Genomic DNA, 25,032 nt, shown 5'->3' with positions numbered 1-25,032 from the left:
CCTCAGGCGGGTCCGGCCTGAGGCTTATTATGCCACGTTCTGGTCGAGAACCTTCATCGCACCGTCGAGATCGACCGACACCAGCTGCGACACGCCACGCTCAGCCATGGTGACGCCGAACAGCCGGTTCATGCGCGCCATGGTGATCGGGTTGTGGGTGATGATGATGAAGCGCGTCTCGGTGGATGAGGTCATCTCATGCAGCAGGTTGCAGAACCGCTCGACGTTGTGGTCGTCCAGCGGCGCGTCGACTTCGTCCAGTACGCAGATCGGCGAAGGATTGGTGAGGAACACTGCGAAGATCAGCGCCAGCGCGGTCAGCGCCTGCTCGCCGCCGGAGAGCAGTGACAGGGTCTGCGGCTTCTTGCCGGGTGGCTTGGCGATGATTTCCAGACCGGCCTCGAGCGGATCGTCGCTCTCGATCAGGGTCAGTTCGGCCTGGCCGCCGCCGAACAGCTCGGAGAACAGCCGCTTGAAGTGGGTGTTGACCGTCTCGAACGAGGTCAGCAGGCGTTCGCGCGCTTCCTTGTTGAGGCTCTGGATGCCGGTGCGCAGCTTCTTGATCGCTTCTACCAGATCGTCGCGCTCGGTGGTGAGGGTCAGGTGCTGGGCCTCGACCTCGCGCAGCTCTTCCTCGGCGCGCAGGTTAACAGCGCCAAGACGCTCGCGGTCGCGGCGGAGCTTTTCGAGATCGGTTTCGATGTCGGTCACGGCCGGAAGCTCGGTCTCCGGCGTGATTTCGGCCAGCGCGGAGACACCCTGCGGCTCGACTTCGAGCATGTCGCGGATTTCGCGCTCGATGTCGTCGAGCCGGCGGCGCGTCCCTTCCATCCGCTCTTCGGAGCGGGCGCAGGCTTCACGCGAAGCGGACAGCGCATCGAGCGAGGCGCGGGCGACGCGATCGGTTTCCGCCATCGCGGTTTCGGCAGAGGCCAACGCATCGGCGGCAGTGCGGCGGTCGGCTTCGGCGTATTCGATTTCGCTGATCAGCGCGCTGCGCTTCTCGGCGAATACCTCCGGCGCGTTTTCAAGCTCAGCACGCTCGGTCTTGACCTCGACGATGCGGGTCTCAACCGTCGCAATCTGCGACGCGGCGTTTTCCTTGCGGTTCTGCCATTCGTTGCGCTCGGCGATAATCGCCTGCACGCGCCGGTCGGCGAGTTCGGCTTCGCGCGCCAGCGCCTGCGCCTCGGCGCGGACCTGCGCCGCGAGACGGCGGTGACCGTCCATATCGGCGCGCACGGTGGCGAGCTTTTCCTCGTTCTCGGCGCTAGACGGCAATTCGCTCAAAACGCCGACGGCGGCTTCGTGCGCGTCGTGGGCCTCAGTGCGATCCGCGGCAAGGCGGGTTCGGCGCTCGTCCAGCGCGGAACGGCGCGAGGCGTGGCGATTGATCTCGCGTTCGGCGTTGGCATGCTGCTCGCGCGCGGCATTGGCTTCGCGCTGGGCGGAGCGTGCGGCTTCACGTGCGGCGCTCTCGGCGGCGGACGCGGCCTTGAGTTCGGCGTCGGCGTTGTCCAGCGCCCGGCGCTTTGCGACGGCATCGGCGCGCGCCTGCTCAAGTTCGGATTCGATGTCGATGAGGCGGGCGCGCTCGGCCAGCCGCCGTGCTGCGCCGGTCGGGGCATGCGCTGCCGCGACGAAACCGTCCCAGCGCCACAGGTCGCCTTCGCGCGAGACCAGCCGCTGGCCGGTCTTCAGTTGCGAGGCAAGCTGCGCACCGCGCTCGCGGCTGACGACGCCGATCTGCGCCAGACGCCGCGCCAGTTCCGGCGGAGCGGTGACATGGGCTGCAAGCGCTTCGATGCCCTCAGGCAGCGACGGATCGCCGTCGACCACGCCGAGGTTGGACCAGCGCATCGGCGCGGTCGGATCGACCGGTGCGTCGAGATCGTCACCCAATGCGGCGCCCAGCGCCTTTTCGAAACCCTTGGCGACGTTGACGCCGTCGATGATCGGCGGCCACAGGTTCTTGGTTTCGCCGTTGACGATCTTGGAAATCGTCTTGGCTTCGGTCTCCAGCCGCTGCACGCGCTTTTCGGCGTCGGCAAGCGGCGCACGCGAGGCCTCAAGCGTGGCGCGGGCATTCACATGCGCGGCCTCGCTGGCCTGGGTCGTGGCTTCGGAGATCATCAAGGCTTCCGCTGCCGCCTCCATCGCAGCGACAAGCGTATCGAGATCGCCAAGTCCGCCAGTCTCGGCGGCGAGCTTCTCGACTTCGCCCTCGACACTGACGATGTCCTGATCGAGCCGCGCAAGGCGATCACGATGGGTGCGGACATTGGCTTCGAACTGGTTGCGCTTGGCGGTGAGGTCGGCGAGCGCGGTGGTCAGTTCGGAGAAGGTCCGCTCCGCCGCGGCCAACGTGGCCTCGGCTTCCGCCACACGCTCATCGGCTCCGCTGCGCTTGTCGACGCGCGACTTGATCTCGTCCTTGAGGTCGTTGTCCTCGGCCTCCAGCCGCGCCAGTGCGACGTCGGCATCGGACAGCTGGCGCTGCTCGCGCTCGATGTCGGCGGCGAACTGCGTCAAGCGCCGGTCGAGCTCGATGACGCGCTCCCTGGCGCGCGCTTCCTCGCGGTCGAGCATTTCGCGGGCGTTGGTCAGGCGCTGCAAGCCGGCTGCGGCGCGCGCTTCGTTCTCGCGCAGGCCCGGAAGCTCGGAAGCGCGGATCGCCTGGATGCGTGCGGCTTCCGCCTGCTGAAGGGTGCGTTCGGCCTGCTCGCGGACATTCAGGTCGTGGGTCTGGCCTGCTTCGGCGACGTCGGTATTGGCCTGCAGCCAGCGCAGGTGAAACAGCAGCGCTTCGGCCTTGCGGACCTTGGCGGCGACTTCGCGATAACGGATCGCCTGACGCGCCTGCTTTTTCAGGCCTTCGATCTGGCTTGCAAGCTGACCGATAACGTCCTCGACGCGGGTGAGGTTGGTCTCGGCCGCCTTGAGGCGCAGTTCGGCTTCATGACGGCGTGCATGCAAACCGGCGACACCGGCGGCGTCTTCCAGCACGCGGCGGCGCTGGTCGGGGCGCGCCTGAATGATCTCGCCGATCTTGCCCTGGTGGACGAGAGCGGGTGAGCGCGCGCCGGTGGCTGCGTCAGCAAACAGGATCTGCACGTCGCGCGCGCGCACGTCGCGGCCATTGATGCGATAGACCGAACCTGCTTCGCGCTCGATGCGCCGGGAAATTTCCAGCACTTCCTGATCGTTCATCGCGGACGGCGCCGAGCGATCGGAGTTGTCGATGGTCATCGCGACTTCGGCGTGATTGCGCGCAGGGCGGTTGCCGGAGCCCGCGAAGATCACGGCGTCCATGTCCGCGGCGCGCAGCGACTTGTGCGAGGTTTCGCCCATCGCCCAGCGCAGCGCTTCCACCAGGTTCGATTTGCCGCAGCCGTTCGGACCGACAACGCCGGTGAGGCCGGGTTCGATCAGAAAGTCGGTCGGTTCAACGAAGGACTTGAACCCGTGAAGACGAAGACGCGTGAGTTTCATGCAATCGACACTCTGTTGGCCGGGGAATTCTCGAAGTCGGAATTTTCCAGCCGGGGCAAGGTCATAGCAGGCCTATGCCAGTATAACTGAGTCGCGGAATGCGCCTCGAACTGTCCGCACAATGGCGAGGCAGACCGCGCAGGGCAACCTGCGCAGGAGGCTTTTCCCAAGGGATTTACAGGGATTTCCGAGGGATTTCAGTGTGTTTTGGGGCGGATGTTCCCGGGAACCGGGTCGGTTCCGCCCGGAACGCCTTAGCTCTTGAGCAGTGGCTTGATCAGCTTTTCGAAGGCGTCGAATGAGATATCGCCCTTCACGACGGTTCCATTGACGAAGAAGAACGGCGTCGAGTTGACCTTGAGCTTGCTGTAGGCGTGCTCGCGCACGTCCAGAATGCCCTTCTGGATTTTCGGATCATTCTGCACGCAGTCCTTGATCATCTGCTCGCTGAAGCCGGCCTGCTTGCCGACGCGGTTGATGGTGCCGAGCGCGTCCGAGGCCAGATCGTTCTGCTGCTTGAACAGGATGTCGATGATCGCGAAATATTTCGGCGCATCGTCCTTGGCGACGCAGCGTGCGAGCGCCGAGGCGGCCAGCGCCACCTGATCGAGCGGGAACTCGCGGAAGATGAAGCGCACCTTGCCGGTGTCGATGTAGTTGGTCTTGATCTGGGGGAACACGTCCTTGGTGAACGACGCGCAGTGCGGGCAGGTCATCGAGGCGTATTCGATGATGGTGACCGGTGCGTCTTTCGATCCCATCGCCATGTCGCCGAGCTCGCCGGCTTGATTGATTTCGGCGGCGGTCTGCGCATTCGCCTGGCTGACAAGCTGCCAGGGCGAAAGGCCGAGTGCTGCGGCGAAGCCGGTGAGGGACAGGGCGGCGGTAAAGGTGCGGCGCGTGATGTTCAACGGTCTGCTCCGAAAATACGTGCGAACGGCGTCGTCACGCCTGATGAGGGATGTTTCGCTAGCTTGAAACGACAATTGTGGCAATGCCGGGCCGCTGCCGCGCGCCTTCCGGAGGCTCAATTTCGCTTGATCGAGGCGCCGAGCCGCGCCAGCGCCGCACGCAAATCGTCATCTTCAACGGTGCCGAGCGAGGCCGCAACTTTCGCGACGGCTGCCGCATCCGGCACTTTTCGGGCTTTTCGCGCAGGTTTGCGTGACAGCGGCGCCTGACGCAGCGCGATCCGCCCGACCGCGTTCCAGCCGAGGAAGCGGTTGACCCGCTCCAGAATGACATCCGAGGTGTGCTGGATTTCCAGCGCCATCGGGCCCTCGACCCGCAATATCAATGTCGCCGGTTCGGGGATCTGGTTCTCGACCGGACGGGGCCACTGGATTTTCAGCGGTTCCGAATGGGCCGCGACGTTCGGCCCCGCGATCTCTGCCCATCGCGTCACCAGTTCGCGCGAGGCAAAGCCCTGCTTGGCGAAGACGTCGTTGATCGCACTGCCGAGCAGTGCGGATAACGGCTTCGCGGTGAGGGGACCGGGCTTGTTCATGGGTGGCTGACGTCGGTACATAGTGTCCCATGACCTTATCAGGCGCAGCCGCGCGGCGAAAGAAATCTCCGGACAACGTTGAAGCGGATCGCCCGGCGCTGCTGCTCGCTTGGTACGACCGCCATCGGCGACAATTGCCGTGGCGCGCGCTGCCGGGCCGCACGAGCGACCCTTACCGGGTATGGCTGTCGGAAATCATGTTGCAACAAACGACCGTGAAAGCGGTCGGGCCTTATTTCGAGAAGTTTACCGCGCGCTGGCCGACGGTGGCGGCGCTCGGCGCTGCCTCGCTCGATGACGTGCTGCGCATGTGGGCGGGGCTCGGTTACTATTCCCGTGCGCGCAACCTTCACGCCTGCGCCGTCACTGTGCTGCGCGAGCACGACGGTGCTTTTCCCGACACCGAAGAAGGTCTGCGGACGCTGCCGGGCGTCGGCCCTTACACGGCTGCGGCCATCGCGGCGATTGCATTTAGCCGGCAGACCATGCCGGTGGACGGCAATATCGAGCGCGTGGTGTCGCGGCTGTTCGCGGTGGAAGAGCCGCTGCCAAAATCCAAGCCGCAGATCCAGCAACTGGCGGCGACGCTGCTCTGGGAGTCACGCGCGGGCGACAGCGCACAGGCGCTGATGGATCTCGGGGCCACGATCTGCACGCCGAAGAAACCCGCCTGCGCGCTCTGTCCGCTCAACGACAATTGCGCTGCGCGTATACGGGGCGATCAGGAGACGTTTCCGCGCAAGGCGCCGAAGAAGACCGGTGCGCTGCGGCGAGGTGCTGCGTTCGTTGTCACGCGCGGCGATGAACTGCTGGTTCGCACGCGTGGTGAAAAGGGATTGCTCGGCGGCATGACGGAAGTGCCGAATTCCGAATGGCTTGCCGGTCACGACGACAAGGCCGCACGCGCGCAGGCTCCGGCGCTCAATGCATCACGCTGGCATCGCAAGGCAGGCGTCGTGACGCATGTGTTCACGCATTTCCCGCTCGAGCTTGTGGTCTACACCGCAAGCGTTGCCGCGCGCACGCGCGCACCGGACGGCATGCGCTGGGTGCCTGTCGCGACCTTGAAAGACGAAGCGTTGCCGAACGTGATGCGCAAGGTGATCGCGCATGGATTGGGCGATTAGCGAGAGCGGCATTGGTACGATTGGCCGCGATGTGAATCCCTCCCCCTTGTGGGGAGGGACGGTCGAGCGTAGCGAGACCGGGGTGGGGGTCTAATTTCTCCCCCACCCGGCGCGCCCGTTCGCTTCGCTCTCTGCGCGCCACCCTCCCCACAAAGGGGGAGGGAAAAGAGAGGCAGTGCCGTGAGTGCTATCCAGCGCTCGATAGCATCGACGTCTCAGGCCGGGGCACGATCGGCGGCTTGGCGTTGAGCGCATCGACCTGGAAGCCTGCGACGCGCTTGTAGGTGTTGGCGACGTCTTCCAGTTCCTGCTGCGACATCACCTCGGTCACGACATTGAATCCGTTCGGCGCGCGTTCCTCGACGAGCTGCATCACCTGCTCGGGCCCGTTGCGGCGATTGAGCTTGACGAGTTCGGTGGTTGCCGGGCGGCGTTCGGCTTCATAGGCCTGCAGGGCCTCGGACGTCTCGCCATGATTGAGGATTTCACGCGTGATCACGCGGGCGTCGAGAATGGCCTGCGAGGCGCCGTTTGAGCCGATCGGGTACATCGGATGCGCGGCGTCGCCCATCAGCGTCACATTGCCGAAGGTCCAGCGGTCGATCGGGTCGCGGTCCACCAGCGGATATTCGTAGGCGTGCGCGCAGTTGCGGATCAGGCCGGGGACATCGAGCCAGTCGAATGTCCAGTCCTCGAACCAGGGCAGGAATTCGTCGAGCTTCGCGGCGCGGTTGTAGTCCTCGCGTCGCCACTGATGGTCCGGCGGAAAGAAGCGTTCGGCAATCCAGTTGATGCGGAATTTGCCGTCTCGCGTCGGCGTATTCGAAATTGGATAGCAGACGAACTTCAGGCTTTCGTGGCCGGCCATGATCATGGTGCGGCCGGACAGAAAGGCTTCGCTTTCGGTGATGCCGCGCCAGAGGATGCGGCCGTTCCAGATCGGCGGCCCTTCGTCCGGATAGAGCTTGCCGCGCACGGCGGAGTGAATGCCGTCGGCGGCGATCAGCAGCGTGCCGTTATAAGTGCCGGCATCCTCGCCGGTCGCTTTGTCGATGAAGCGGGCAGAGACGCCATCCGGCGTGTCGGTGAAACTCGCCAGATGGTGGCTGTTGAGCAGGTTGTCCGCGCCCAGACGTTCGATCACGGTATCGAGCAGGATCTGGTGCAGCACGCCGCGGTGGATCGAGATCTGCGGCCACTTGTATCCGGCCTCAAGCCCGCGCGGCTCGCTCCAGATCGGCTTTCCCTGTTTGGAAAAGTAGGAGAGTTCCTTGGTCCTGACGCCCGAGGCATCGAGCTTGTCGAGCAGGCCAAGGTCGGTCAGTTCGCGCACCGCATGCGGCAGCACGTTGATGCCGACGCCCAGCGGCTTCAGTTCCGGCACGCTTTCAAACACGCGGCACGGAATGCCGATCTGATGAAGACTGAGCGCGAGCGTCAGCCCGCCAATCCCGCCGCCTGCGATAAGAACCGTCATGATACGCTCCTGTAACTGGCGTGGTCATGGCACGGGAAACGGCGAGGGGGCAACTGCGAAAGGACATTTTGGGGCTCTTGTCGCGGCTCCGCAGCCTCAAGATATCCGGCTTCAAAAGCGACGCGGTGGCGTTGGAGCGCGCGCTCGCTTTCGGCTTTTTCAGGTCGCGGACTTACGTCCAAGGTAATTGATCTTCTGATCCGACAGTCTACGCTCGGTTGCATGGGCACCCAGAATTCAGTTTCGCAAGACACGGCGATCGGGCCATTCAGTAGTCTGCTGAAGCATTGGCGCGGCGTCCGTCGCCTCACCCAGGTCGAACTGGCGGGCGATGCGAATGTCTCGGCACGGCACCTGTGTTTTCTGGAAACCGGCCGCGCGCAGCCGAGCCGCGAGATGGTGCAGTTGCTCGGGACCGCGCTGGATCTTCCGCTGGAAGAGCGCAACGCCTTGCATGTCGCGGCCGGATTTGTCCCGCCGTATGGCGACAGCGGCTTGGCGGCGGACAATTTGCAGCACGTGCGCCAGGCGCTGGACTTCATTCTTCGGCAGCAGGAGCCGTATCCCGGAATCGTCATCGATGGACGTTGGGACGTTCGTATCCGCAACGAAGCGTCGCGGCGCTTGCTCAAGCCGTTCCATGATGCCTACGACATGGAGCCGGAGTTCGCCGATAATGCCATGCACACGGTGTTTCACCCGAAAGGCCTGCGGCAGTTCATCGTGAACTGGGACGAGTTCGCCGGTCAGATGATCCAGATCCTTCATCGCGAGGTCGCGCAGGGCGGCGGGATCGCGGCGCAACTGCTTGCCGAGGTCATGGCCTATCCCGGACTGCCCGCGGAATGGAGGCTGCCGCGTCACGTGGCCGGATCCTCGCCGGTGATGACGATGCGGCTTCAGAAAGACGATTTTCGTCTCGCTTTCTTTTCGACATTTACGACGTTCGCCATGCCGACGGATGCGACGCTGCAAAAACTGAAGATCGAATGTTTCTATCCGGCGGACGACGCTACGGCGGAAAAGGCACGCGAACTGGCGCTCTGACAAAAACTCAGGAGATTACAATGCTTGCCCAACCCAACCATCAATCGGCCGAAACGATGAACATGCTGCGCGCGCTGAACGCACGCTTCATCCATAACTTTGTGACCAACGACGTGGCCTCGCACGACGCCATTCTTCATCCGGGCTTTATCGACATCCGGCCCAACGGCCAGCGGCAGGATCGCGCGATGTATCTCAAGCACTGGGCGACGGGTTTCGATCCCAAGGTGATCGTCTACTGGGACGTTCGCGACGAATTGATTACGGTGATAGGCGATGTCGCGCTGGTGCGGTCCACCAACAAGTGCACGCGCCGGCGCGATGGAACGGATGTGACCGGGATGACGACGTATACTGACACCTATCTGTTCGAGAACGGCAAGTGGACATGCATTCAGGCGCAGATCACGACAGTTGCTCCCGAGAACTATCCGTCCGACGATACCATCGTCAGCGTCTACATCGAGGGAAAGCTTCAGAAGCAGCTTTCATGACGGAGCGCGGCGTTTCGGCCGCTCAAGCTCCCGTCCGATCCCGAGCATGACGGTCCGCAGCCAGATCGAGCCGGGGTCCATCTGCGCGCGGGTCGGATAGAACATGAACTGCTCGTCGATTCCCGGATCGACGGGCGGGGCGACCGTCACCAGCGACAATTGCTTCGACAGCGCGGCGATCAGGCGGCGCGGCACGAACGCGACGAGATCGGTACGCGCGGCGACGTGCAGGGCCTCGATATAGCTCGGCACCACCAGCGCGATCCTCCGCTCCAGCTTTTTGGTCTGCAGCCACGTGTCGATCAGGTCTTCGCTCTGGCCGCGAATGACGACCGCGACATGCCTCGCCTTGAGAAACGTGTCCTTGCTCTTCAGCCGCACTCCCGCCGGATGCCCCTGCCGCACCGCCAGCGCATCGGAGTCGGTATAGAGCAGTTGCCGGTGAAATCCCCTGAAGGCATCGCCGATGCTGATCACCATGTCGATGGTGCGCGCGAACTCGGCGGTGAAGATCGCGGGGCCGCGCCACGGCACGACGTCGATCCGCACACCGGGTGCTGTGGCATCCAGCTTTTTCATCAGCGGTGGCATCAGCAGTTCGACGGCGAGGTCGGGCATCATCAGGCGGAAGCGCCGCTCGCTGCGGGCGGCGTCGAAATCGTCCGGCATGAACAGGCCGCGCACCTGATCCAGCGCCTGCGCCAGCGGTGCACGTAACGCCTGCGCCCGTGGCGTCAATTCCATGCGCGCGCCGGCGCGCACCAGCAACGGATCGCCCAGGGCATCGCGCAGCCGTCGTAGCGCGTGGCTGGCCGCCGGTTGCGACAGGCCGATCCGCATCGCCGCGCGGCCGACATTGGCCTCCAGCAGCAGCGCGTCGAGGGCAACCAGCAGGTTGAGATCGAGCGAGGCTAAATTCATCAGGCGAATATATATCATACAAAGCATCGATTGGAAGAATATCGATACGCGCTCCATCATCCGTTCATCACACAAGCAGAGGACGGAACTCATGAGTGCCGAAGCCAACAAGAAACTGATCCAGCAGATCTTCGCCGACTCCGCCAACCGCAGCGGTACGACCTTCATCGATAACATTGCGGAGGATGTGACGTGGGTAGTGATGGGGCAGTATTCGTGGTCGGGAATCTACACAGGGAAGGAGGCCATCACGAACGGCCTTCTAGGCCACTTGCGAACCTTGCTGACCGATCGCGCAAGAACCGTTGCCTTCAATTTTGTTGCCGAGGGCGACGCCGTTGTGGTCGAAGCGAAAGGCGATAACGTCACCAAGACCGGCGACCGGTACGACAACGAATACTGCATGGTCTGGCGCGTTGAGAACGGCAAGATCAAGCAGATCAAGGAATACTGCGACACGGCATTGGTCGAGCGCGTGCTCGGGCCGTTTCCGAAATCGCAATCGCGGGCGGCGGGTTGAATGCTGGCTCACACCGGAGTCGGCGCCAACTCAGGTAGCCGGCGGTCAGAGCCATCATCGGGTGCGATGCTGGACATCGCTCGGGCGGCGGCGTCAATTTTCCGGACATGGCGAAGACGCAGCCGCGAACGGCGTCAACTCGCAGCGATGAGCGAACGTGACGTCAACGATATGGGCATGTGTTGGGCAGAGGTCGCGGCCGAAATCGAAAAGCCCTGCTGGCGAGAATAAGAATAGGCGGCGGGTCAGCCCGCCGCCATCTCGCTGCGGATTTCGGCGCGCAGCTCGTCGATCAGCTTGAGGCCCTTTTTGGTCTCGATGTGCCAGAAGGTCCAGCCGTTGCATGCCTCGGCCCCCTGAGCGAGCGCGCCCATGCGGTGGATCGAGCCGACCTTGTCGCCCAGCATGATCGCGCCGTCGGCGCGCACCAGTCCGGCGTGCTTCTTCTTGGAATCCACCAGCTTGGTGCCGGGCAGGATCATGCCGCGCTCGACCAACTCGGAGAACGCGACGCGCGGCGCACCGCGCGCGGTCATGAACGGCGCCAGCGTGGCTTCCGGCAGCGGCTCGATGGCGGCGATGCGGGCCTCGGCGGCCTTGGCGTAGGTTTTGTCGCGCTCGAAGCCAATATAGCTGCGGCCGAGACGCTTCGCGACAGCACCGGTGGTGCCGGTGCCGTTGAACGGATCGATCACGAGATCGCCGGGCTTCGACGACGACAGCAACACGCGCGCCAAGAGGCCTTCGGGCTTCTGAGTCGGATGAACCTTCTTGCCGTCGCCGCCCTTGAGGCGCTCGTCGCCGGTGCAAAGCGGGATCAGCCAGTCGGAGCGTGCCTGCACGTCCTCATTGGCGGCCTTCAGCGCTTCATAGTTGAAGGTATAGCCCTTGGCGTTCTCGTCGCGCGCTGCCCAGATCATGGTCTCGTGCGCATTGGTGAAGCGGCGGCCGCGGAAATTCGGCATCGGGTTGGTTTTGCGCCACACGATGTCGTTGAGAATCCAGAAGCCCAGATCCTGCATGATCGCGCCGACGCGGAAAATGTTGTGATAGGAGCCGATCACCCAGATCGTTGCCGACGGCTTCATGGCGCGGCGCGCGGCAAGCAGCCATGCGCGCGTAAAATCGTCATAGGCGGCGAAGGATGAGAACTTGTCCCAGTCGTTGTTGACCGCATCGACGTGGGATTCGTCGGGGCGCTTGAGATCGCCCTTCAGTTGCAGATTGTATGGAGGGTCTGCGAAGACCAGATCGACCGATCCGGCTTGCATCTTCGACATCTCTGCGACGCAATCGCCAATGACGATATGCGAACTCGGAGCATTTTCAAATTGAGTGCGGGGCGCCTTTGCAGACGCCCCGCGACGCGACACTACCATGACTCAAAACCTGACTCAGGCGACGCAGCCGGCGACGCGGGACTAACTAATCCGACTGTCATCACCATGAATGGCCAAGGTAAAAATCGGCTTAATCAAAAACAGGTTTGTGACGAATCCGAAATTGATTCAGAAATCCGGTTTGCATCGCGGATCGCAAACGCACGCAGTGCGTTGAACAATGCAGCCAATCGCTGGAATACTGGCGCTGCGCACGTTTCGTTGCGAAATTCAGCCTGCATTCATGTCATGGAGTGGAAACCCATCGAAATGCCGCACCGAACTTGAAACGCCGCACTAGGCAATTTTTGCCGGGCGCGGTATGAATCGTTAACAGATACTTTTGCGGCTCCGTTGCATGTCGCTATGACGCGCCCGCCGGTTGAGGAGATTTCCGATGCGTTACGATGATTTCCGCCGCAGCGACAACATCGACGACCGCCGCGACGACAGCGGCTATGGCGGAGGCGGTGGCGGCGGTTTCGGATTTCCGATGGGCGGAGGCGGCGGGCTCGGCATCGGCACCATCGTCGTGTTCGGCCTGATCGGCTGGGCGGTGGGCATCGACCCGCGCATCCTGATCGGCGGCGCCGAGATCCTGACCGGCGGCCAGCAGCAGGCGCCGAGCTATCAGACCGATCGCAAAACCGGCAGCCCGCCGAAGGCCGGCGCGCCGACGGACGAAATGGGCAGCATGATCGCCGGTGTGCTCGGCGAACTCGACGACCGCTGGAGCGAGATATTCCAGGCCAGCGGACAAACCTATCGCGGCCCACGTATCGTGCTTTTCAAGAATGCCACCAACGGCGGACGCTGCGGCATGGCGCAGTCGGCCATGGGGCCGTTCTATTGTCCGCCCGACAAGCAGATTTTCCTCGACACGGCATTCTTCCGCGAGGTCGAGACCCGTTTCCGCGGTTGCTCCGGCAGCGCCTGCAAGTTCACGGCGGCCTACATCATCGCGCATGAAGTCGGCCATCACATCCAGAACCAGCTCGGCATTCTCTCCAAGGCGAGGCAGATGCAGGAGCAGGCCAGCAGCAAGGCCGAGGCAAACAATATTCAGGTGCGCGTCGAGTTGCAGGCCGACTGCCTGTCCGGCGTCTGGGTGAACCGCGAAGAGAAGAAGCGTCCGGGCTTCCTCGAAGCGGGCGACATCGATGCGGCGTTGCAGACGGCGGCGGCGATCGGCGACGATACCTTGCAGCGAAAGGCGCAGGGCCGCGTGGTGCCTGACTCGTTCACCCACGGTTCGGCGGCGCAGCGCAAGCGCTGGTTCATGACCGGCTTCCAGCAGGGCACGGTGCAGTCCTGCAACACGTTTGCGCCCGGCGTTCAGCTCTAGAGCCCGTTCATGACCAACGAGGCGCCTCAGTTCGTCCCGCTCAATATCGCGGTGTTGACCGTGTCCGACACGCGCTCGCTGGATGACGACAAATCCGGAACGACGCTGGCGGATCGCCTCACGGCGGCGGGACATCGTCTTGCTGCGCGCGACATCGTCACCGACGACGCCGATGCGATCCGCACCAAGCTGCGGATGTGGATCGCCGATCCCGGCGTCGATGTGGTTATCACCACGGGCGGCACCGGTTTCACTGGCCGCGACGTGACGCCGGAAGCGGTCGAACCTCTGTTTGAGAAGCGGATGGACGGTTTCTCGATCGCGTTCCACATGCTGAGCCACGCGAAGATCGGCACCTCGACCATTCAAAGCCGCGCCACCGCTGGCGTCGCCGGCGCGACATTCATCTTCTGCCTGCCGGGCTCGCCGGGCGCGTGCCGGGATGGATGGGACGGCATTCTCGCGCCGCAGCTCGATTACCGCACCAGGCCGTGCAACTTCGTGGAAATCATGCCGCGGCTGGACGAGCATCTGAAGCGCGGCAAGGCGAAGTAGTAGTATCGCGCGTCAGCGCCGCCTGAGAATTCTGGCTAGCCACATGGACAGAATGCGCCACATGTTCCGGCGTACTTGAAGACGAAGCCGCTTCGCATTGATCTTGTGAAACGCGACGAGGTCCGGCGTGGCGCGCCGCGCTGGTTCGCGACGCGAGGACATTACAAGTCACGCTCCCACGTCTCGCCGATCAAGTCGTGGCCGAAACTGCGATGCGGTTCGGTGGCGACATGCACGAAACCTGCGCTCTGATAGATACCGCGTGCCGCAAGCAGGATGCTCTGGGTCCACAGTGTGATCTTGCGGTAGCCGCAACTGCGCGCTAAGGCGATGCACTCATCAACCAGCCGTTTGCCGATCCCGAGGCCGCGGCCCGCCGGATCAATCAGCAGCAGGCGAATCTTTGCGACGTCGTCGGAATGCTTCACCAGAAACACCGATCCGACCTGTCGCCCGTCGATCTCGGCGATCCAGCAGCGTTCGCGCGCCGGATCGAAGTCTTTCAGGAACTGCGCGACGATCTCGGCGCAGAGACCTTCGAAGGCGATGTCCCAGTTGTATTCGCGCGCGTAGAGCAGGCCGTGCTGCTGCACGATCCATCCCATGTCGCCGGGCCGGTGAGTGCGCAGCGTCACTTCTGGACGCTCGTCCGCATCACCCAGCAACAGCTCGATGGTTGTCATCGCGGCCACGAGACGCTGCCCGCCGTCGCCAGGCAGCGCTTCGATCATTTTGCCGACTTCCTGACGCGACGCGCGCTCAAGGCGGCTGAAGGCCTGCTTGCCCTTGGCGGTGAGCGCGAGTTCGAACTGCCTGCGGTCGGAGGGGACCGGCTTGCGCGTGATCAGCCCCTGTTCCGTGAAGTCCTGAACGATGCGGCTGAGGTAGCCGGGATCGAGGCCCAACTCGCTGCCGATCTCCTTGGCGAGGGTGCGGTCGCGATGCGCCAGTTCGAACAGCACGCGGGCTTCGGTCAGCGTGAACGGGCTTTCGAGCAGATGCTGTTCGAGCACGCCGATCTTGCGGGTGTAGAAGCGGTTGAAACGCCGGATCGTGTCGATCCGCGTTTCCTGTTCGGCTTTGGAATGTGGGCTCATGGCGAGCGACGCCTCGTCGTGTTCAGACGGGCATCTTCGAGATATTGTTGACGCAGTCAAGTATTATTGTTGACGGGGTCAACTAATGTCAGGCGGCGACGAAAATCCGCGTCCGCAGGACCGCGCGACCGGTCCGGCCCAGCTTTGAGAGCAGTTTGGCCTCGGCGCGCCGCGCCGCAGGGGCATAGCCGCCGACCCGCTCGTAATGATCGCGGGAAATCAGCAGACCCTGATCGGGGGACGGGCCGGAGATGAACCGCGCCAGCGATTTCACCCCGTCGCGCACGGTGGCGTCTTCATAGGGGGAGCGCGCGTAGCGGAAGACGCCGGCGCGCTGGCGGCCGCTCAGGGAAACGCCCTGAATGAACTGGGTGGTTTCGTCGATCCACCCCGAATCCAGCACAGCACCGGGTAGCAGGAACAGTAGCCAGGGCGAGCGGCTTTGCTGGGCGCCCGCCGCGAGCGCGGCAGCGCGTGAGCCCTCGAACTTCAGGAAATGGCAGCCGGCAATATCGGCGACCCGCTCGATCGCCTCGGACGCAGCGCGATCCACCAGCACCACGTCCCGCACGAGGCCGGCCGCCGCGCCTGGCACCAGGGCCGCGAGGGTGGCAACAACGGGTTGCTCGACGCCTTCAGTGGGAATGACAACGCTGATCATGAGTGGGTGAAATACGTGTCCGCCAAACGATTGATGCGAAACCGTTATCATCTTGTCACAGTCAGAACAGCCCGTCAGGTGCAGCTTTTTGCGGCATTCATTAACGGCAAGGCAGGCTCGGGAACTGTCGCTGGACGATCCGTCGGATGGATCGTGCCCTTGCCACGACCGGCCCAAATATTTGGGGATAGGCGCCCTTGAAGTTCTTGTTTTGTTCTCATGCGATGCTATGTTCTCTCCATGAGCCATGCATCCCATGCCCTCAAGCACCCGCCGGTGACGCCCCCCTCTGATCCGGCGGGTGTTCCTTCCCCGTTTCCCGAGATCGAAGTCGCGATCGACCGTCAGCGGCGCAGGGGACGCGGAGCGCAATCCAACGCCAGCGGACGCTTCGAGGCCGAAGCGCGGGTCACCTTCGACGACGGCTGGCAAAGCCTCGAAGAACTGCCGCCGTTCAAGACCACGGTTGCGGTCGATACCGCGCGCAAGGTCATCACCCGCAACGACTCGCCCGACATCGGCTTCGACCGCTCGATCAATCCGTATCGCGGCTGCGAGCACGGCTGCGTCTATTGTTTCGCGCGTCCGACCCACGCCTATCTTGGCCTGTCGCCGGGGCTCGATTTCGAATCCCGGCTGTTCGCCAAGCCGGACGCGCCGGAACTGCTAGAGAAGGAATTGTCTGCTCCGGGATACGAGCCGCGCATGATCGCGATCGGCACCAACACCGATCCGTATCAGCCGATCGAGCGCGAGCACAAAATCATGCGCGGCATTCTCGAAGTGCTGGAGCGCGCCGGACATCCGGTCGGAATTGTCACCAAATCCGCCTTGGTGGCGCGGGACATCGACATCCTCGCGCGGATGGCAAAACGAAACCTCGCCAAGGTCGCGATTTCGGTGACGACGCTGGACCCGAAGCTTGCGCGCACCATGGAGCCGCGCGCCGCGACGCCGCCGAAGCGACTGGAGGCGCTGCGCCAACTGGCCGACGCCGGAATTCCGACGACGGTGATGGTCGCGCCCGTGATCCCGGCGCTGAACGATTCCGAGATCGAGCGCATTCTCGATGCCGCCGCCCATGCCGGCGTCAGGGAAGCGAGTTATGTCTTGCTCCGCCTGCCGCTCGAAGTGCGCGACCTGTTCCGCGAATGGCTGATGGCGAACTATCCGGACCGCTACCGCCACGTCTTCACGCTGATCCGCGACATGCGCGACGGCCGCGATTACGACTCGCAATGGGGCACGCGCATGAAGGGCACCGGGCCGATGGCCTGGATGATCGGGCGGCGGTTCGAGATCGCCTGCGAGAAGCTCGGCCTCAACAAGCGGCGGTCGAAACTCACGACCGGCCACTTCGCGCGCCCCAAGCGTGCCAATGAGCAACTGGATTTATTTTAGGCTCGTAGTCGTGTCCCATTTATTTCTTGTCATGGCCGGGACAAGCCCGGCCATGACGGCAATTTGGTTCAGTGCTGATGTTTTCAGCCGCCTCAAATAGCGGGCACGGCTGAAAATTCCGGCTTGCGGGATGGTCGATGCGCCCGCAGCATCGCCGCATGATTCGGAAGTCCCCAGCGGTTCCAAAAGAGGCAAAAAAAGCGAAGCGAAGCGGCGTGATCGCCGTCGCGGCGCCGAGCTTTCGCCGTGAGCGTGCATTGCTGAAGCGCGGCGTCTGGCCGGTTGCGGGTTGCGACGAGGCGGGGCGCGGGCCGCTGGCCGGTCCGGTGGTTGCGGCTGCCGTGATCCTCGATCCGAAGCGGGTTCCGAAGGGCATCGACGATTCCAAGCGGCTGACGCGCGAGCGCCGTGAGGAACTGTTCGAGGAGATTTGCGCGACGGCGCTGGTTTCAGTTGCGATTGCGCCGCCGTCGCGGATCGACCGCGACAATATCCTGCGCGCTTCGCTCTGGGCGCTGGCGCGCGCGGTGCATGCGCTGCCTGAGACGCCGAAGCACGTCTTTGTCGACGGGCGCGACCGGCTGGCTACGTCCTGCGATTGCGAGGCGGTGATCGGCGGCGACGGTATTGTCCTGTCGATCGCAGCAGCCTCCATCGTCGCCAAGGTTTCGCGCGACCGGCTGATGTGTCGGCTGGCGCAGGATCATCCCGGCTACGGCTTCGAACAGCACATGGGTTACGGCGTCCCGGCCCATCTCGAAGCGCTCGACCGACTCGGGCCGACCATTCATCACCGCCGCTTTTTCGCGCCTGTCGCGGCGTCACGCCGCAAGCATTTCGGGGAAGACGACACCCCGGCGGCGGCCCAGATCGAGATGATCATGTCGTCCGAAGAGGCAATCGCGGCCATCTGAGCGGTTCGGTTGCCTGATTGCCTCGTGCGCTCTATCAGTGAGGCATCCTTCCAAAGGCCGGTTCGAACGTTTCATGCGTTTCACATCCCTGATCGTTGAACTGGTCCGCGCCCGGCCGCGGCTGATCTTCTGGATCGTGGTGCTGGCGCAGGCGGGGCTCTGGCTGCTTTTGCCGTGGTTGTTGTACGGAAGTCCGCCGGGCGACGTCGCCACGGTGCTGGCTTTCGGCAGGGAGTACCAGGTCGGCACCCATCTCGGCCCGCCGCTGGCATTCTGGCTCGGCGATGTCGCCTTCCGTCTGTCCGGCAATCATATGTTCGGCGTCTATCTGCTGGCGCAGCTCTGTTTCATCCTGACGTTCTGGGCGCTGTTCAGGCTTGGCCGCGCCATCGTAGGTGCGCAGCAGGCCGTTCTTGCGGTGCTGCTGACTGCGACGATCACGGCGTTCTCGTTTCCCGGTGCGGAGTTCGGCCCGCTCATCGTGGCGCGGCCGCTGTGGGCGCTGATCCTGCTTCACACCTGGGAGATCGTCGGGCAGGGTCGGCGGCGCGCGTGGTTCTGGCTGCCCATCGAGATCGGCCTGTTGATTTTGACCACGTCGGCCGCGCTGCCGTTGCTGGCGATGCTGGCAGTGTTTGTGCTGGCGACGGCGAAAGGCCGTCGCGCGTTGTTATCGACTGATCCGCTTTATGCAGCCGTCGTGGTGATCGTGCTGGTGCTGCCATATTGGATCTGGCTGATCCGCGCGAATGCGCTGGCGCTGCCGTCGTTGCCTGCGGTGGCGGAGTTTCAGGAGCGGCTGCTCGGATGGGGCGGGCTGCTGGCGGGACTGCTGTTCGCCCTGTCCGGTGTGGCGCTCCTGCTGATCTTCAATTCCCGCGCGCTCGACCGCAAGAGCGAGGATCCGCCGCTGATCTTTCGTCCGCCGGCCGATCCCTTCGCGCGGCTGTTCGTTTACGTCTTCGCGCTCGTACCTCCGGTTGCGCTCAGCTTTGTTGCCGCGCTGCTCGGCCAGGATCAGGTCATCGGCGGTGACGGGATCGCTCTGCTGCTCGCAGGACTTGCGGTGATCATTGCGGCGGGGGATCTCATCGCGCTGCGGCGGCAACAGCATCTGCGCTCGGTGTGGCTGGTCATCATGGCCGCGCCGATTGCGGTTGTCCTCGGCATGACATTCATCCAGCCGTGGATCGGTAGCACCGAGGTCAAGACGTCGCTTCCGGCGCGCGATATCGGGCGCTTCTTCGGCGAGAATTTCGAGCGCCGCACCGGCCGACCGCTCGCCGCGGTGGCGGGCGATCCGCACCTCGCAACATTGATCGGCTTCGGGGCGTCCTCGCGCCCGCACGTCATGTTCGATGCAACACCACAAGAGACACCGTGGATCACGCCAAAGCTGTTCACCGAGAACGGCGGCGTGGTGGTCTGGCGCGCGGCGGATACCGCCGGCACGCCGCCCGCCGATATTCTGAAGCGGTTTCCCGGCCTCGTGCCGGAAGTGCCGCGATCTTTCGAACGCCTGGTCAAGGGCCGCCAGGCGCTGGTGCGGATCGGCTGGGGCATCGTCCGCCCGCAGACACCAGGGCAAAGCTCCCGATAACAGCGAGACATCATGAGCGAGCAGGCGGAAAAATCCGGGACGACATTTCTCGACCGCCAGTTCGGCCTCACGGAGCACGGCACGACAGTCCGCACCGAATTTGTTGCCGCGGTCACCACGTTCCTGACGATGGTCTACATCGTGTTCGTCAATCCGGTCATTCTCGCCAATGCCGGCATGGACAAGGGCGCGGTGTTTGTCGCGACCTGCCTTGCGGCGTCGGTCTCGACACTGGCGATGGCGTTTCTGGCGAACTATCCGATCGCGCTCGCGCCCGGCATGGGGTTGAACGCGTTCTTCGCGTTCACTGTCGTGCTCGGCTACAAGTATACGTGGCAGCAGGCGCTCGCAGCGGTGTTCTGTTCGGGCGTGATCTTCTTCGCGCTGTCGATCTTCCGGCTGCGCGAATATGTCATCGACGCCATTCCGCGAAACCTGAAATTCGCGATCTCCGCAGGCGTCGGGCTGTTTCTCGCGATCATCGCGCTCGAACAGGCGAAGATCGTGGTGGCGAGCCCGGTGACGCTGGTGACCGCGGGGCCGCTTGGCATCGCGCATCCGGCGCCTGTGCTGTGCCTGCTGGGTTTCGCGCTGATCGTGGCAATGAACGCGCGCAACATCGCCAGCGGCACGCTGATCGGCATTCTCGCGGTCTCGCTGATCGGGCTTCCGCTGGGGCTGACCAGCTTCAACGGCGTGGTGTCGTTGCCGCCGTCGCTGGCGCCGACATTGTTCCAACTCGATTTCTCGCGCGCCACTGAGCTGACATTCCTGATCGTGGTGTTCAGCTTTCTCTTCATCGATGTTTTCGACAATGCCGGAACGCTGATCGGCGTCACCCACCGCGCCGGTCTCACCGACAAGGATGGAAATCTGCCGCGCATGAAGCAGGCGCTGATGGCGGACAGCTTCGCCGCGATGTTCGGTGCGCTGATCGGGACATCGACCACCACGAGCTACATTGAAAGCGCATCCGGTGTCGCGGCGGGCGGCCGCACCGGGCTGACGGCGGTGTTCGTCGCGCTGTTCTTCCTGTTGGCGCTGTTCTTTGCACCGCTCGCCGGGATGGTGCCGGCCTATGCGTCCGCCGCCGCGTTGCTCTACGTCGCCTGCGTGATGGCGCGGGGGCTCGCGGACATGGCGTGGGACGATGTCACGGAATATGCGCCAGCGGTGGTCACTGCGATTGCGATGCCGCTGACCTATTCGATTGCGACCGGCCTCGGCCTCGGCTTCATCAGCTACGCAGTGATTAAGATTCTCGCGGGCCGGTTCTCGGATGCGAGGCCCGCCGTGCTGGTGCTCGCGGTCGTGTTCGCCGCCAAGTTCGCGATCGGCTAGTGTCCCGTATCCGACGTTTGCTTCATTTGCAGCGCTTCCCGAGCAAACGTCGGATACGAAAGGACACTAGCAAATAATAATTCTAGTGATCCTTTGGTTCTGACATTCGTAAAGTGCCTACGAAAAACACATACGAATGTTAGAACCGGATCACTAGCTAGTCACAGCCCGCCGCTGCATGAGCGCGGCGACGGCAAGGGCGGCCAGCGCGAGGGCAACCGCCGGAAACACCACCATGTTGACCATCGACCAGCCGTAGCTCGCGAGCAACTGGCCCGACGAGAACGAGCCGATGGCCACCAGGCCGAATACGATGAAGTCGTTGAAGGCCTGCACCTTCTTGCCTTCCTGCGGGCCATGCGTCTCCACGATCAGCGCGGATGCGCCGACGAACGAGAAGTTCCAGCCGACGCCGACCACGAACAGCCCGGCCCAGAAATGCATCGCGGTGATGCCCGCCAGTCCGATCACCGCGGCTGCGGCTTCCAGGATCAGGCCGACCACTGCGACCTTCGCCGCACCGAAACGGGCGATCAGGTGTCCGGTGAAAAAGCTTGGTCCGAACATCGCGACGATGTGCCATTGGATGCCGAAGTTGGAATCGCTCAGGGTCAGTCCGCAGAACTTCATGGCCAGCGGAGCGGAGGTCATCAGGAAGTTCATCGCCGTATAGGAGACTGCACCGCAAATCACAGCGGCGATGAAGCGCGGCCGCCGGACGATCTCCAGCAACGGCCGGCCTCCGGTCATTTGTGCGGGGGCAGGCTTTGGTGCATTGACGCCGGCAAGCACCACCATGGCAATCAGTGCAACGACGGCCTGAACCAGAAAGCTCACCGCGAACAGATACGGCGGCCAGATGTCCATGGTCCATTGCACGAGCTGCGGCCCGAGCACGCCGGCGAACACGCCGCCGGCCATCACCCACGAGATCGCCTTCGGCCGATAGGTCGCGCTGGCGCTGTCGGTCGCGGCGAAACGATAGGATTGTGAGACCGCGCCATAGACTCCGCCGAGGAACGTCGCGAAACAGAAGAGAGCGAAAGAGCCGTACAGAATAGCGACGGCCGCGAGGACGCCGCACAGCGCGCCGCACGCGGTGCCTGCGATGAAGGCTGCGCGGCGGCCGAAGGCCTGCGAAATCATGCCGGTGGGCAATGTGCCGGCGGCGAGGCCGAGCATGTAGATCGAAAGCGGCAGGGTCGCGAGCGACATGCTGGGCGCAAGCGTCGCGCCGACAATCGAGCCGGTCGCGAACACGACGGCGGCATTCGCGCCGGTCAGAGCCTGTGCAGCCGCAAGTCGCCGCACATTTGCCCGCGCCACCGTGTCGTCGATCGCTCCGTCTGCAATGTGCATATTCATGACAAGCGCCTCGCATGGCTGCGTAAAGCGCAGCACCGATGGCTTATGGCCTGAACCGGCCGCGAGCGCTACACGCGCGGATGCATAGAGGCTTTGTATTCCGTGCGATCGCCAGTTTGTCGCGGCCTCAGCCTTGAAGCGCCTTCTGCACCGCGCGCAGGTCCTGCCAGGTCAGACGCTTGTAGATCGGCTGCCGCAGCAAATAGGCCGGATGGAACGTCGCCATCGCCTTGATCTTCCGCGTGCCGGTGTCGTAGTCGATCCACTTGCCGCGCGTTTTCATGATGCCATCCTTGAGGTCGAGCACCGCCTGCGACGAGGGCTTGCCGAGACACACCAGCACGTCCGGATCGACCAGTGCGATCTGCCGCCGGATGAAGGGCAGGCAGATCTGCGTTTCCTGCGGTGACGGGTCGCGATTGCCGGGCGGCCGCCACGGAATGATGTTGGCGATGTAGACCTTGGTGCGGTCGAGGCCGATCGCGGCCATCATCAGGTCGAGCAGTTTTCCGGAGCGTCCGACGAACGGCAGACCTTCGAGATCCTCGTCGCGTCCCGGCGCTTCGCCGACGAACATGATCTTCGCTTCCGGATTGCCGTCCGCAAACACCAGCCGCGTCGCGGTCGACTTCAGCGCGCAGCCGTCGAAGCGTTCGAGCAGTTCGCGCAGCTCCTGCAGCGATGCAGCCCTGGGCGCGATCTCGCGGGCCGACATGATCGCGGCGTCGGGCGCGGCGGGTGCGGAATGGGCAGAAGCCGGAACAACAGGGGGCGGGTTCGCAGTGCGGAACAGTGCGGGCTTCGCGGCAGGCCGCTCCTCGCTTGCCGGTTCTTCCACCAGGCGATTGACGGGGGTTTCCGACAACGCGCAATCCACTCCCGCCTCCAGATAAAAGGCGAGCAGTTCGCGGGCGTTGGGCATGGGTTCGGGTGTGGTCACGGCCGGCACATTAGGACGGATCGCGCTGCAGCGAAACGGGGTTGTTCTTGCGCGAAAAATCGGGAAGAACGATGATTAGAAACATTCTGAACCATCATTTTGAGATGACATCATGAGTACCGAAGAGCTTCCTCCGCGCGATTCCATGGAATTTGATGTTGTGATCGTCGGAGCAGGACCCTCAGGTCTGGCTGCTGCCATCCGGCTGAAGCAGATCAACCCGGAACTGACGGTTGTCGTGGTCGAAAAGGGCTCGGAAGTCGGCGCTCACATTCTGTCCGGCGCGGTGATTGATCCGGTGTCGCTCGACCAGTTGATTCCGGATTGGCGTGAGGATGCCGACTGCCCGCTGAAGACGCAGGTGAAGGACGACCAGTTCTTCTGGATGACGTCGAGCGCCGCGATCAAGCTGCCGAACTTCATGATGCCGCCGCTGATGGACAACCACCATTGCTACATCGGCTCGCTCGGCGACGTCTGCCGCTGGCTTGGACCGCGTGCCGAAGCGCTCGGCGTCGAAATCTATCCGGGTTTTGCCGCGGTCGAGGTGCTGTACGGCGAGAACGGCGAGGTGCGCGGTATCGCCACCGGCGACATGGGCGTGGCGCGCGACGGTTCGCACAAGACCTCCTATACCCGTGGCATGGAACTGCTCGGCAAGTACACGCTGTTCGCCGAAGGCGCGCGCGGCTCTCTGACCAAGCAGTTGATTGCGAAGTTCGCGCTCGACAAGGACAGCGAGCCGTCGAAGTTCGGCATCGGCCTCAAGGAAGTCTGGCAGATCGATCCGGCCAAGCACAAGAAGGGGCTGATCCAGCATTCCTTCGGCTGGCCGCTGGGCATGTCCACCGGCGGCGGATCGTTCCTCTATCACTACAATGAGAATCTCGTCGCCGTCGGCTTCGTGGTGCATCTGAACTACGACGATCCGTATCTGTCGCCGTTCGAGGAATTCCAGCGCTTCAAGACCCATCCGAAGATCAGCGGCGTGTTCGAGGGCGCCAAGCGCATCGCTTACGGCGCGCGTGCGATCACCGAAGGCGGCTATCAGTCGGTGCCGCGTCTGACCTTCAAGGGCGGCGCGCTGATCGGCTGCGCGGCGGGCTTCGTCAACGTGCCGCGCATCAAGGGGGTGCATAATGCGATGGGCACCGGCATGCAGGCGGCCGAGCAGGTCGCGGCTGCGCTGGCAGAGGGCCGCGCGAACGACGAACTGGTTGCGTATGAAAATGGCTGGCGCGATTCCGCAGTGGGCAAGGACCTGCACAAGGTCCGCAACGTCAAGCCGCTGTGGTCGAAGTTCGGCACCATCATCGGCGTCGGGCTCGGTGGCTTCGACATGTGGACCAACACGCTGTTCGGCTTCTCGCTGTTCGGAACGCTGTCCCACGCCAAGCCAGACCGCAAGACGCTAGATCCCGCCAAGGCGCATCAGCCGATTCCGGGACCGAAGCCGGACGGCAAGCTGACCTTCGACAAGCTGTCATCGGTATTCCTGTCCAACACCAATCACGAGGAAGATCAGCCGATCCACCTCAGGGTCGCGGACATGAACCTGCAAAAATCCTCGGAACATGACGTGTTTGCCGGTCCGTCGAACCGCTATTGCCCGGCGGGCGTCTACGAGTGGGTCGAGGAAGATTCCGGTCCACGGTTCCAGATCAACGCGCAGAATTGCGTCCACTGCAAAACCTGCGACGTGAAGGACCCCAACGGCAACATCACCTGGGTTCCGCCGGAAGGCGGCGGCGGGCCGAATTACCAGTCGATGTAAGCACGATTGCGCGAGATCGGTGCACCGCCACGATTGCGCCACAGTAACTGGGCTCCTCGACCGGCCGCTCGAATC

Annotated in this window: 22 protein-coding genes; 12 read left to right on the top strand and 10 right to left on the bottom strand. The window is 63.6% G+C overall.

The window, feature by feature from the left end; all coding sequences use genetic code 11:
• Positions 1-27: 27 nt before the first annotated feature.
• The 3 genes from smc to HNQ36_RS18480 all read right to left on the bottom strand — a co-directional run bounded on the left by smc (position 28) and on the right by HNQ36_RS18480 (position 4,999).
• The gene (gene smc / locus HNQ36_RS18490; protein WP_184087395.1) at positions 28-3,492 is read right to left on the bottom strand and encodes a chromosome segregation protein SMC; all 3,465 of its coding nucleotides are present in this window, start codon (positions 3,490-3,492) and stop codon (positions 28-30) included.
• A gap of 254 nt (positions 3,493-3,746) precedes the next feature.
• Positions 3,747-4,403, bottom strand: coding sequence for a DsbA family protein (locus HNQ36_RS18485; RefSeq protein ID WP_184087393.1), 657 nt, complete (start codon positions 4,401-4,403; stop codon positions 3,747-3,749).
• A 116-nt stretch (positions 4,404-4,519) separates the two neighbouring features.
• Positions 4,520-4,999, bottom strand: a complete 480-nt coding sequence (locus HNQ36_RS18480) for a DUF721 domain-containing protein (RefSeq protein WP_184087391.1) — start codon at positions 4,997-4,999, stop codon at positions 4,520-4,522.
• 29 nt (positions 5,000-5,028) lie between these two features.
• Here HNQ36_RS18480 and mutY point away from each other — a divergent pair, with 29 nt between their 5' ends.
• Positions 5,029-6,126: an A/G-specific adenine glycosylase gene (gene mutY, locus HNQ36_RS18475; protein WP_184087389.1), complete on the top strand. Its 1,098-nt coding sequence runs from the start codon at positions 5,029-5,031 to the stop codon at positions 6,124-6,126.
• A 187-nt stretch (positions 6,127-6,313) separates the two neighbouring features.
• On the opposite strand, the gene HNQ36_RS18470 is transcribed toward mutY, so the two are convergent.
• On the bottom strand, positions 6,314-7,603 hold the full coding sequence (locus tag HNQ36_RS18470; protein WP_184087387.1) for a flavin-dependent oxidoreductase: 1,290 nt from the start codon (positions 7,601-7,603) through the stop codon (positions 6,314-6,316).
• A 222-nt stretch (positions 7,604-7,825) separates the two neighbouring features.
• On the opposite strand from HNQ36_RS18470, the gene HNQ36_RS18465 reads away from it, so the two are divergent.
• Both HNQ36_RS18465 and HNQ36_RS18460 read left to right on the top strand, forming a co-directional pair.
• Positions 7,826-8,650: a helix-turn-helix domain-containing protein gene (locus HNQ36_RS18465; RefSeq protein ID WP_184087385.1), complete on the top strand. Its 825-nt coding sequence runs from the start codon at positions 7,826-7,828 to the stop codon at positions 8,648-8,650.
• A gap of 20 nt (positions 8,651-8,670) precedes the next feature.
• Positions 8,671-9,144 carry a nuclear transport factor 2 family protein gene (locus HNQ36_RS18460; protein ID WP_184087383.1) on the top strand — a complete coding sequence of 158 codons (474 nt, stop codon included), beginning with the start codon at positions 8,671-8,673 and terminating at the stop codon, positions 9,142-9,144.
• On the opposite strand, the gene HNQ36_RS18455 is transcribed toward HNQ36_RS18460, so the two are convergent.
• Complete coding sequence (locus HNQ36_RS18455) at positions 9,139-10,065, bottom strand: LysR family transcriptional regulator (RefSeq protein WP_184087381.1); 927 nt, start codon at positions 10,063-10,065, stop codon at positions 9,139-9,141. The genes HNQ36_RS18460 and HNQ36_RS18455 overlap by 6 nt on opposite strands.
• 91 nt (positions 10,066-10,156) lie before the next feature.
• Between HNQ36_RS18455 and HNQ36_RS18450 the strand changes: the two genes are divergently transcribed.
• Both HNQ36_RS18450 and HNQ36_RS26485 read left to right on the top strand, forming a co-directional pair.
• Positions 10,157-10,585 carry a nuclear transport factor 2 family protein gene (locus HNQ36_RS18450; RefSeq protein ID WP_184087379.1) on the top strand — a complete coding sequence of 143 codons (429 nt, stop codon included), beginning with the start codon at positions 10,157-10,159 and terminating at the stop codon, positions 10,583-10,585.
• Positions 10,586-10,816 carry a YjiS-like domain-containing protein gene (locus tag HNQ36_RS26485; protein ID WP_347339983.1) on the top strand — a complete coding sequence of 77 codons (231 nt, stop codon included), beginning with the start codon at positions 10,586-10,588 and terminating at the stop codon, positions 10,814-10,816.
• 14 nt (positions 10,817-10,830) lie between these two features.
• Here the strand turns inward: HNQ36_RS26485 and HNQ36_RS18440 are convergent, their stop codons facing one another.
• Positions 10,831-11,964: a site-specific DNA-methyltransferase gene (locus HNQ36_RS18440; protein WP_184087374.1), complete on the bottom strand. Its 1,134-nt coding sequence runs from the start codon at positions 11,962-11,964 to the stop codon at positions 10,831-10,833.
• A 397-nt stretch (positions 11,965-12,361) separates the two neighbouring features.
• Here HNQ36_RS18440 and ypfJ point away from each other — a divergent pair, with 397 nt between their 5' ends.
• Both ypfJ and moaB read left to right on the top strand, forming a co-directional pair.
• A complete protein-coding gene (gene ypfJ, locus HNQ36_RS18435) occupies positions 12,362-13,309 on the top strand; it encodes a KPN_02809 family neutral zinc metallopeptidase (protein ID WP_184087372.1) in 948 nt (315 codons plus the stop codon).
• 9 nt (positions 13,310-13,318) lie between these two features.
• Positions 13,319-13,864 carry a molybdenum cofactor biosynthesis protein B gene (gene moaB / locus HNQ36_RS18430; RefSeq protein WP_184087370.1) on the top strand — a complete coding sequence of 182 codons (546 nt, stop codon included), beginning with the start codon at positions 13,319-13,321 and terminating at the stop codon, positions 13,862-13,864.
• Between the two features lie 161 nt (positions 13,865-14,025).
• Here the strand turns inward: moaB and HNQ36_RS18425 are convergent, their stop codons facing one another.
• Positions 14,026-14,961, bottom strand: coding sequence for a bifunctional helix-turn-helix transcriptional regulator/GNAT family N-acetyltransferase (locus tag HNQ36_RS18425; protein WP_184087368.1), 936 nt, complete (start codon positions 14,959-14,961; stop codon positions 14,026-14,028).
• An 88-nt stretch (positions 14,962-15,049) separates the two neighbouring features.
• Positions 15,050-15,622, bottom strand: a complete 573-nt coding sequence (locus HNQ36_RS18420) for a glycosyltransferase family protein (protein ID WP_046828961.1) — start codon at positions 15,620-15,622, stop codon at positions 15,050-15,052.
• 240 nt (positions 15,623-15,862) lie between these two features.
• On the opposite strand from HNQ36_RS18420, the gene HNQ36_RS18415 reads away from it, so the two are divergent.
• The 4 genes from HNQ36_RS18415 to HNQ36_RS18400 all read left to right on the top strand — a co-directional run bounded on the left by HNQ36_RS18415 (position 15,863) and on the right by HNQ36_RS18400 (position 20,878).
• Entirely contained in the window at positions 15,863-17,023 is a 1,161-nt protein-coding gene (locus HNQ36_RS18415; RefSeq protein ID WP_184087366.1) for a PA0069 family radical SAM protein, read from the top strand.
• Between the two features lie 158 nt (positions 17,024-17,181).
• Positions 17,182-17,937, top strand: coding sequence for a ribonuclease HII (rnhB, locus tag HNQ36_RS18410; RefSeq protein ID WP_184087364.1), 756 nt, complete (start codon positions 17,182-17,184; stop codon positions 17,935-17,937).
• Between the two features lie 73 nt (positions 17,938-18,010).
• Entirely contained in the window at positions 18,011-19,537 is a 1,527-nt protein-coding gene (locus tag HNQ36_RS18405; RefSeq protein ID WP_184087362.1) for a glycosyltransferase family 39 protein, read from the top strand.
• Between the two features lie 12 nt (positions 19,538-19,549).
• On the top strand, positions 19,550-20,878 hold the full coding sequence (locus tag HNQ36_RS18400; RefSeq protein WP_184087360.1) for an NCS2 family permease: 1,329 nt from the start codon (positions 19,550-19,552) through the stop codon (positions 20,876-20,878).
• A 153-nt stretch (positions 20,879-21,031) separates the two neighbouring features.
• Here the strand turns inward: HNQ36_RS18400 and HNQ36_RS18395 are convergent, their stop codons facing one another.
• The gene (locus HNQ36_RS18395; RefSeq protein WP_184087358.1) at positions 21,032-22,243 is read right to left on the bottom strand and encodes an MFS transporter; all 1,212 of its coding nucleotides are present in this window, start codon (positions 22,241-22,243) and stop codon (positions 21,032-21,034) included.
• Between the two features lie 127 nt (positions 22,244-22,370).
• The gene (locus HNQ36_RS18390; protein ID WP_184087788.1) at positions 22,371-23,165 is read right to left on the bottom strand and encodes a uracil-DNA glycosylase; all 795 of its coding nucleotides are present in this window, start codon (positions 23,163-23,165) and stop codon (positions 22,371-22,373) included.
• 130 nt (positions 23,166-23,295) lie between these two features.
• Between HNQ36_RS18390 and HNQ36_RS18385 the strand changes: the two genes are divergently transcribed.
• Positions 23,296-24,957 carry an electron transfer flavoprotein-ubiquinone oxidoreductase gene (locus HNQ36_RS18385; protein WP_184087356.1) on the top strand — a complete coding sequence of 554 codons (1,662 nt, stop codon included), beginning with the start codon at positions 23,296-23,298 and terminating at the stop codon, positions 24,955-24,957.
• Positions 24,958-25,032: the final 75 nt, after the last annotated feature.

The organism is Afipia massiliensis, assembly GCF_014203115.1.
Taxonomy (GTDB): Bacteria; Pseudomonadota; Alphaproteobacteria; order Rhizobiales; family Xanthobacteraceae; genus Afipia; species Afipia massiliensis.
The sequence above is the reverse complement of the archived record's forward strand: the minus strand, read 5'-3'. Positions and strand labels throughout refer to the sequence as shown.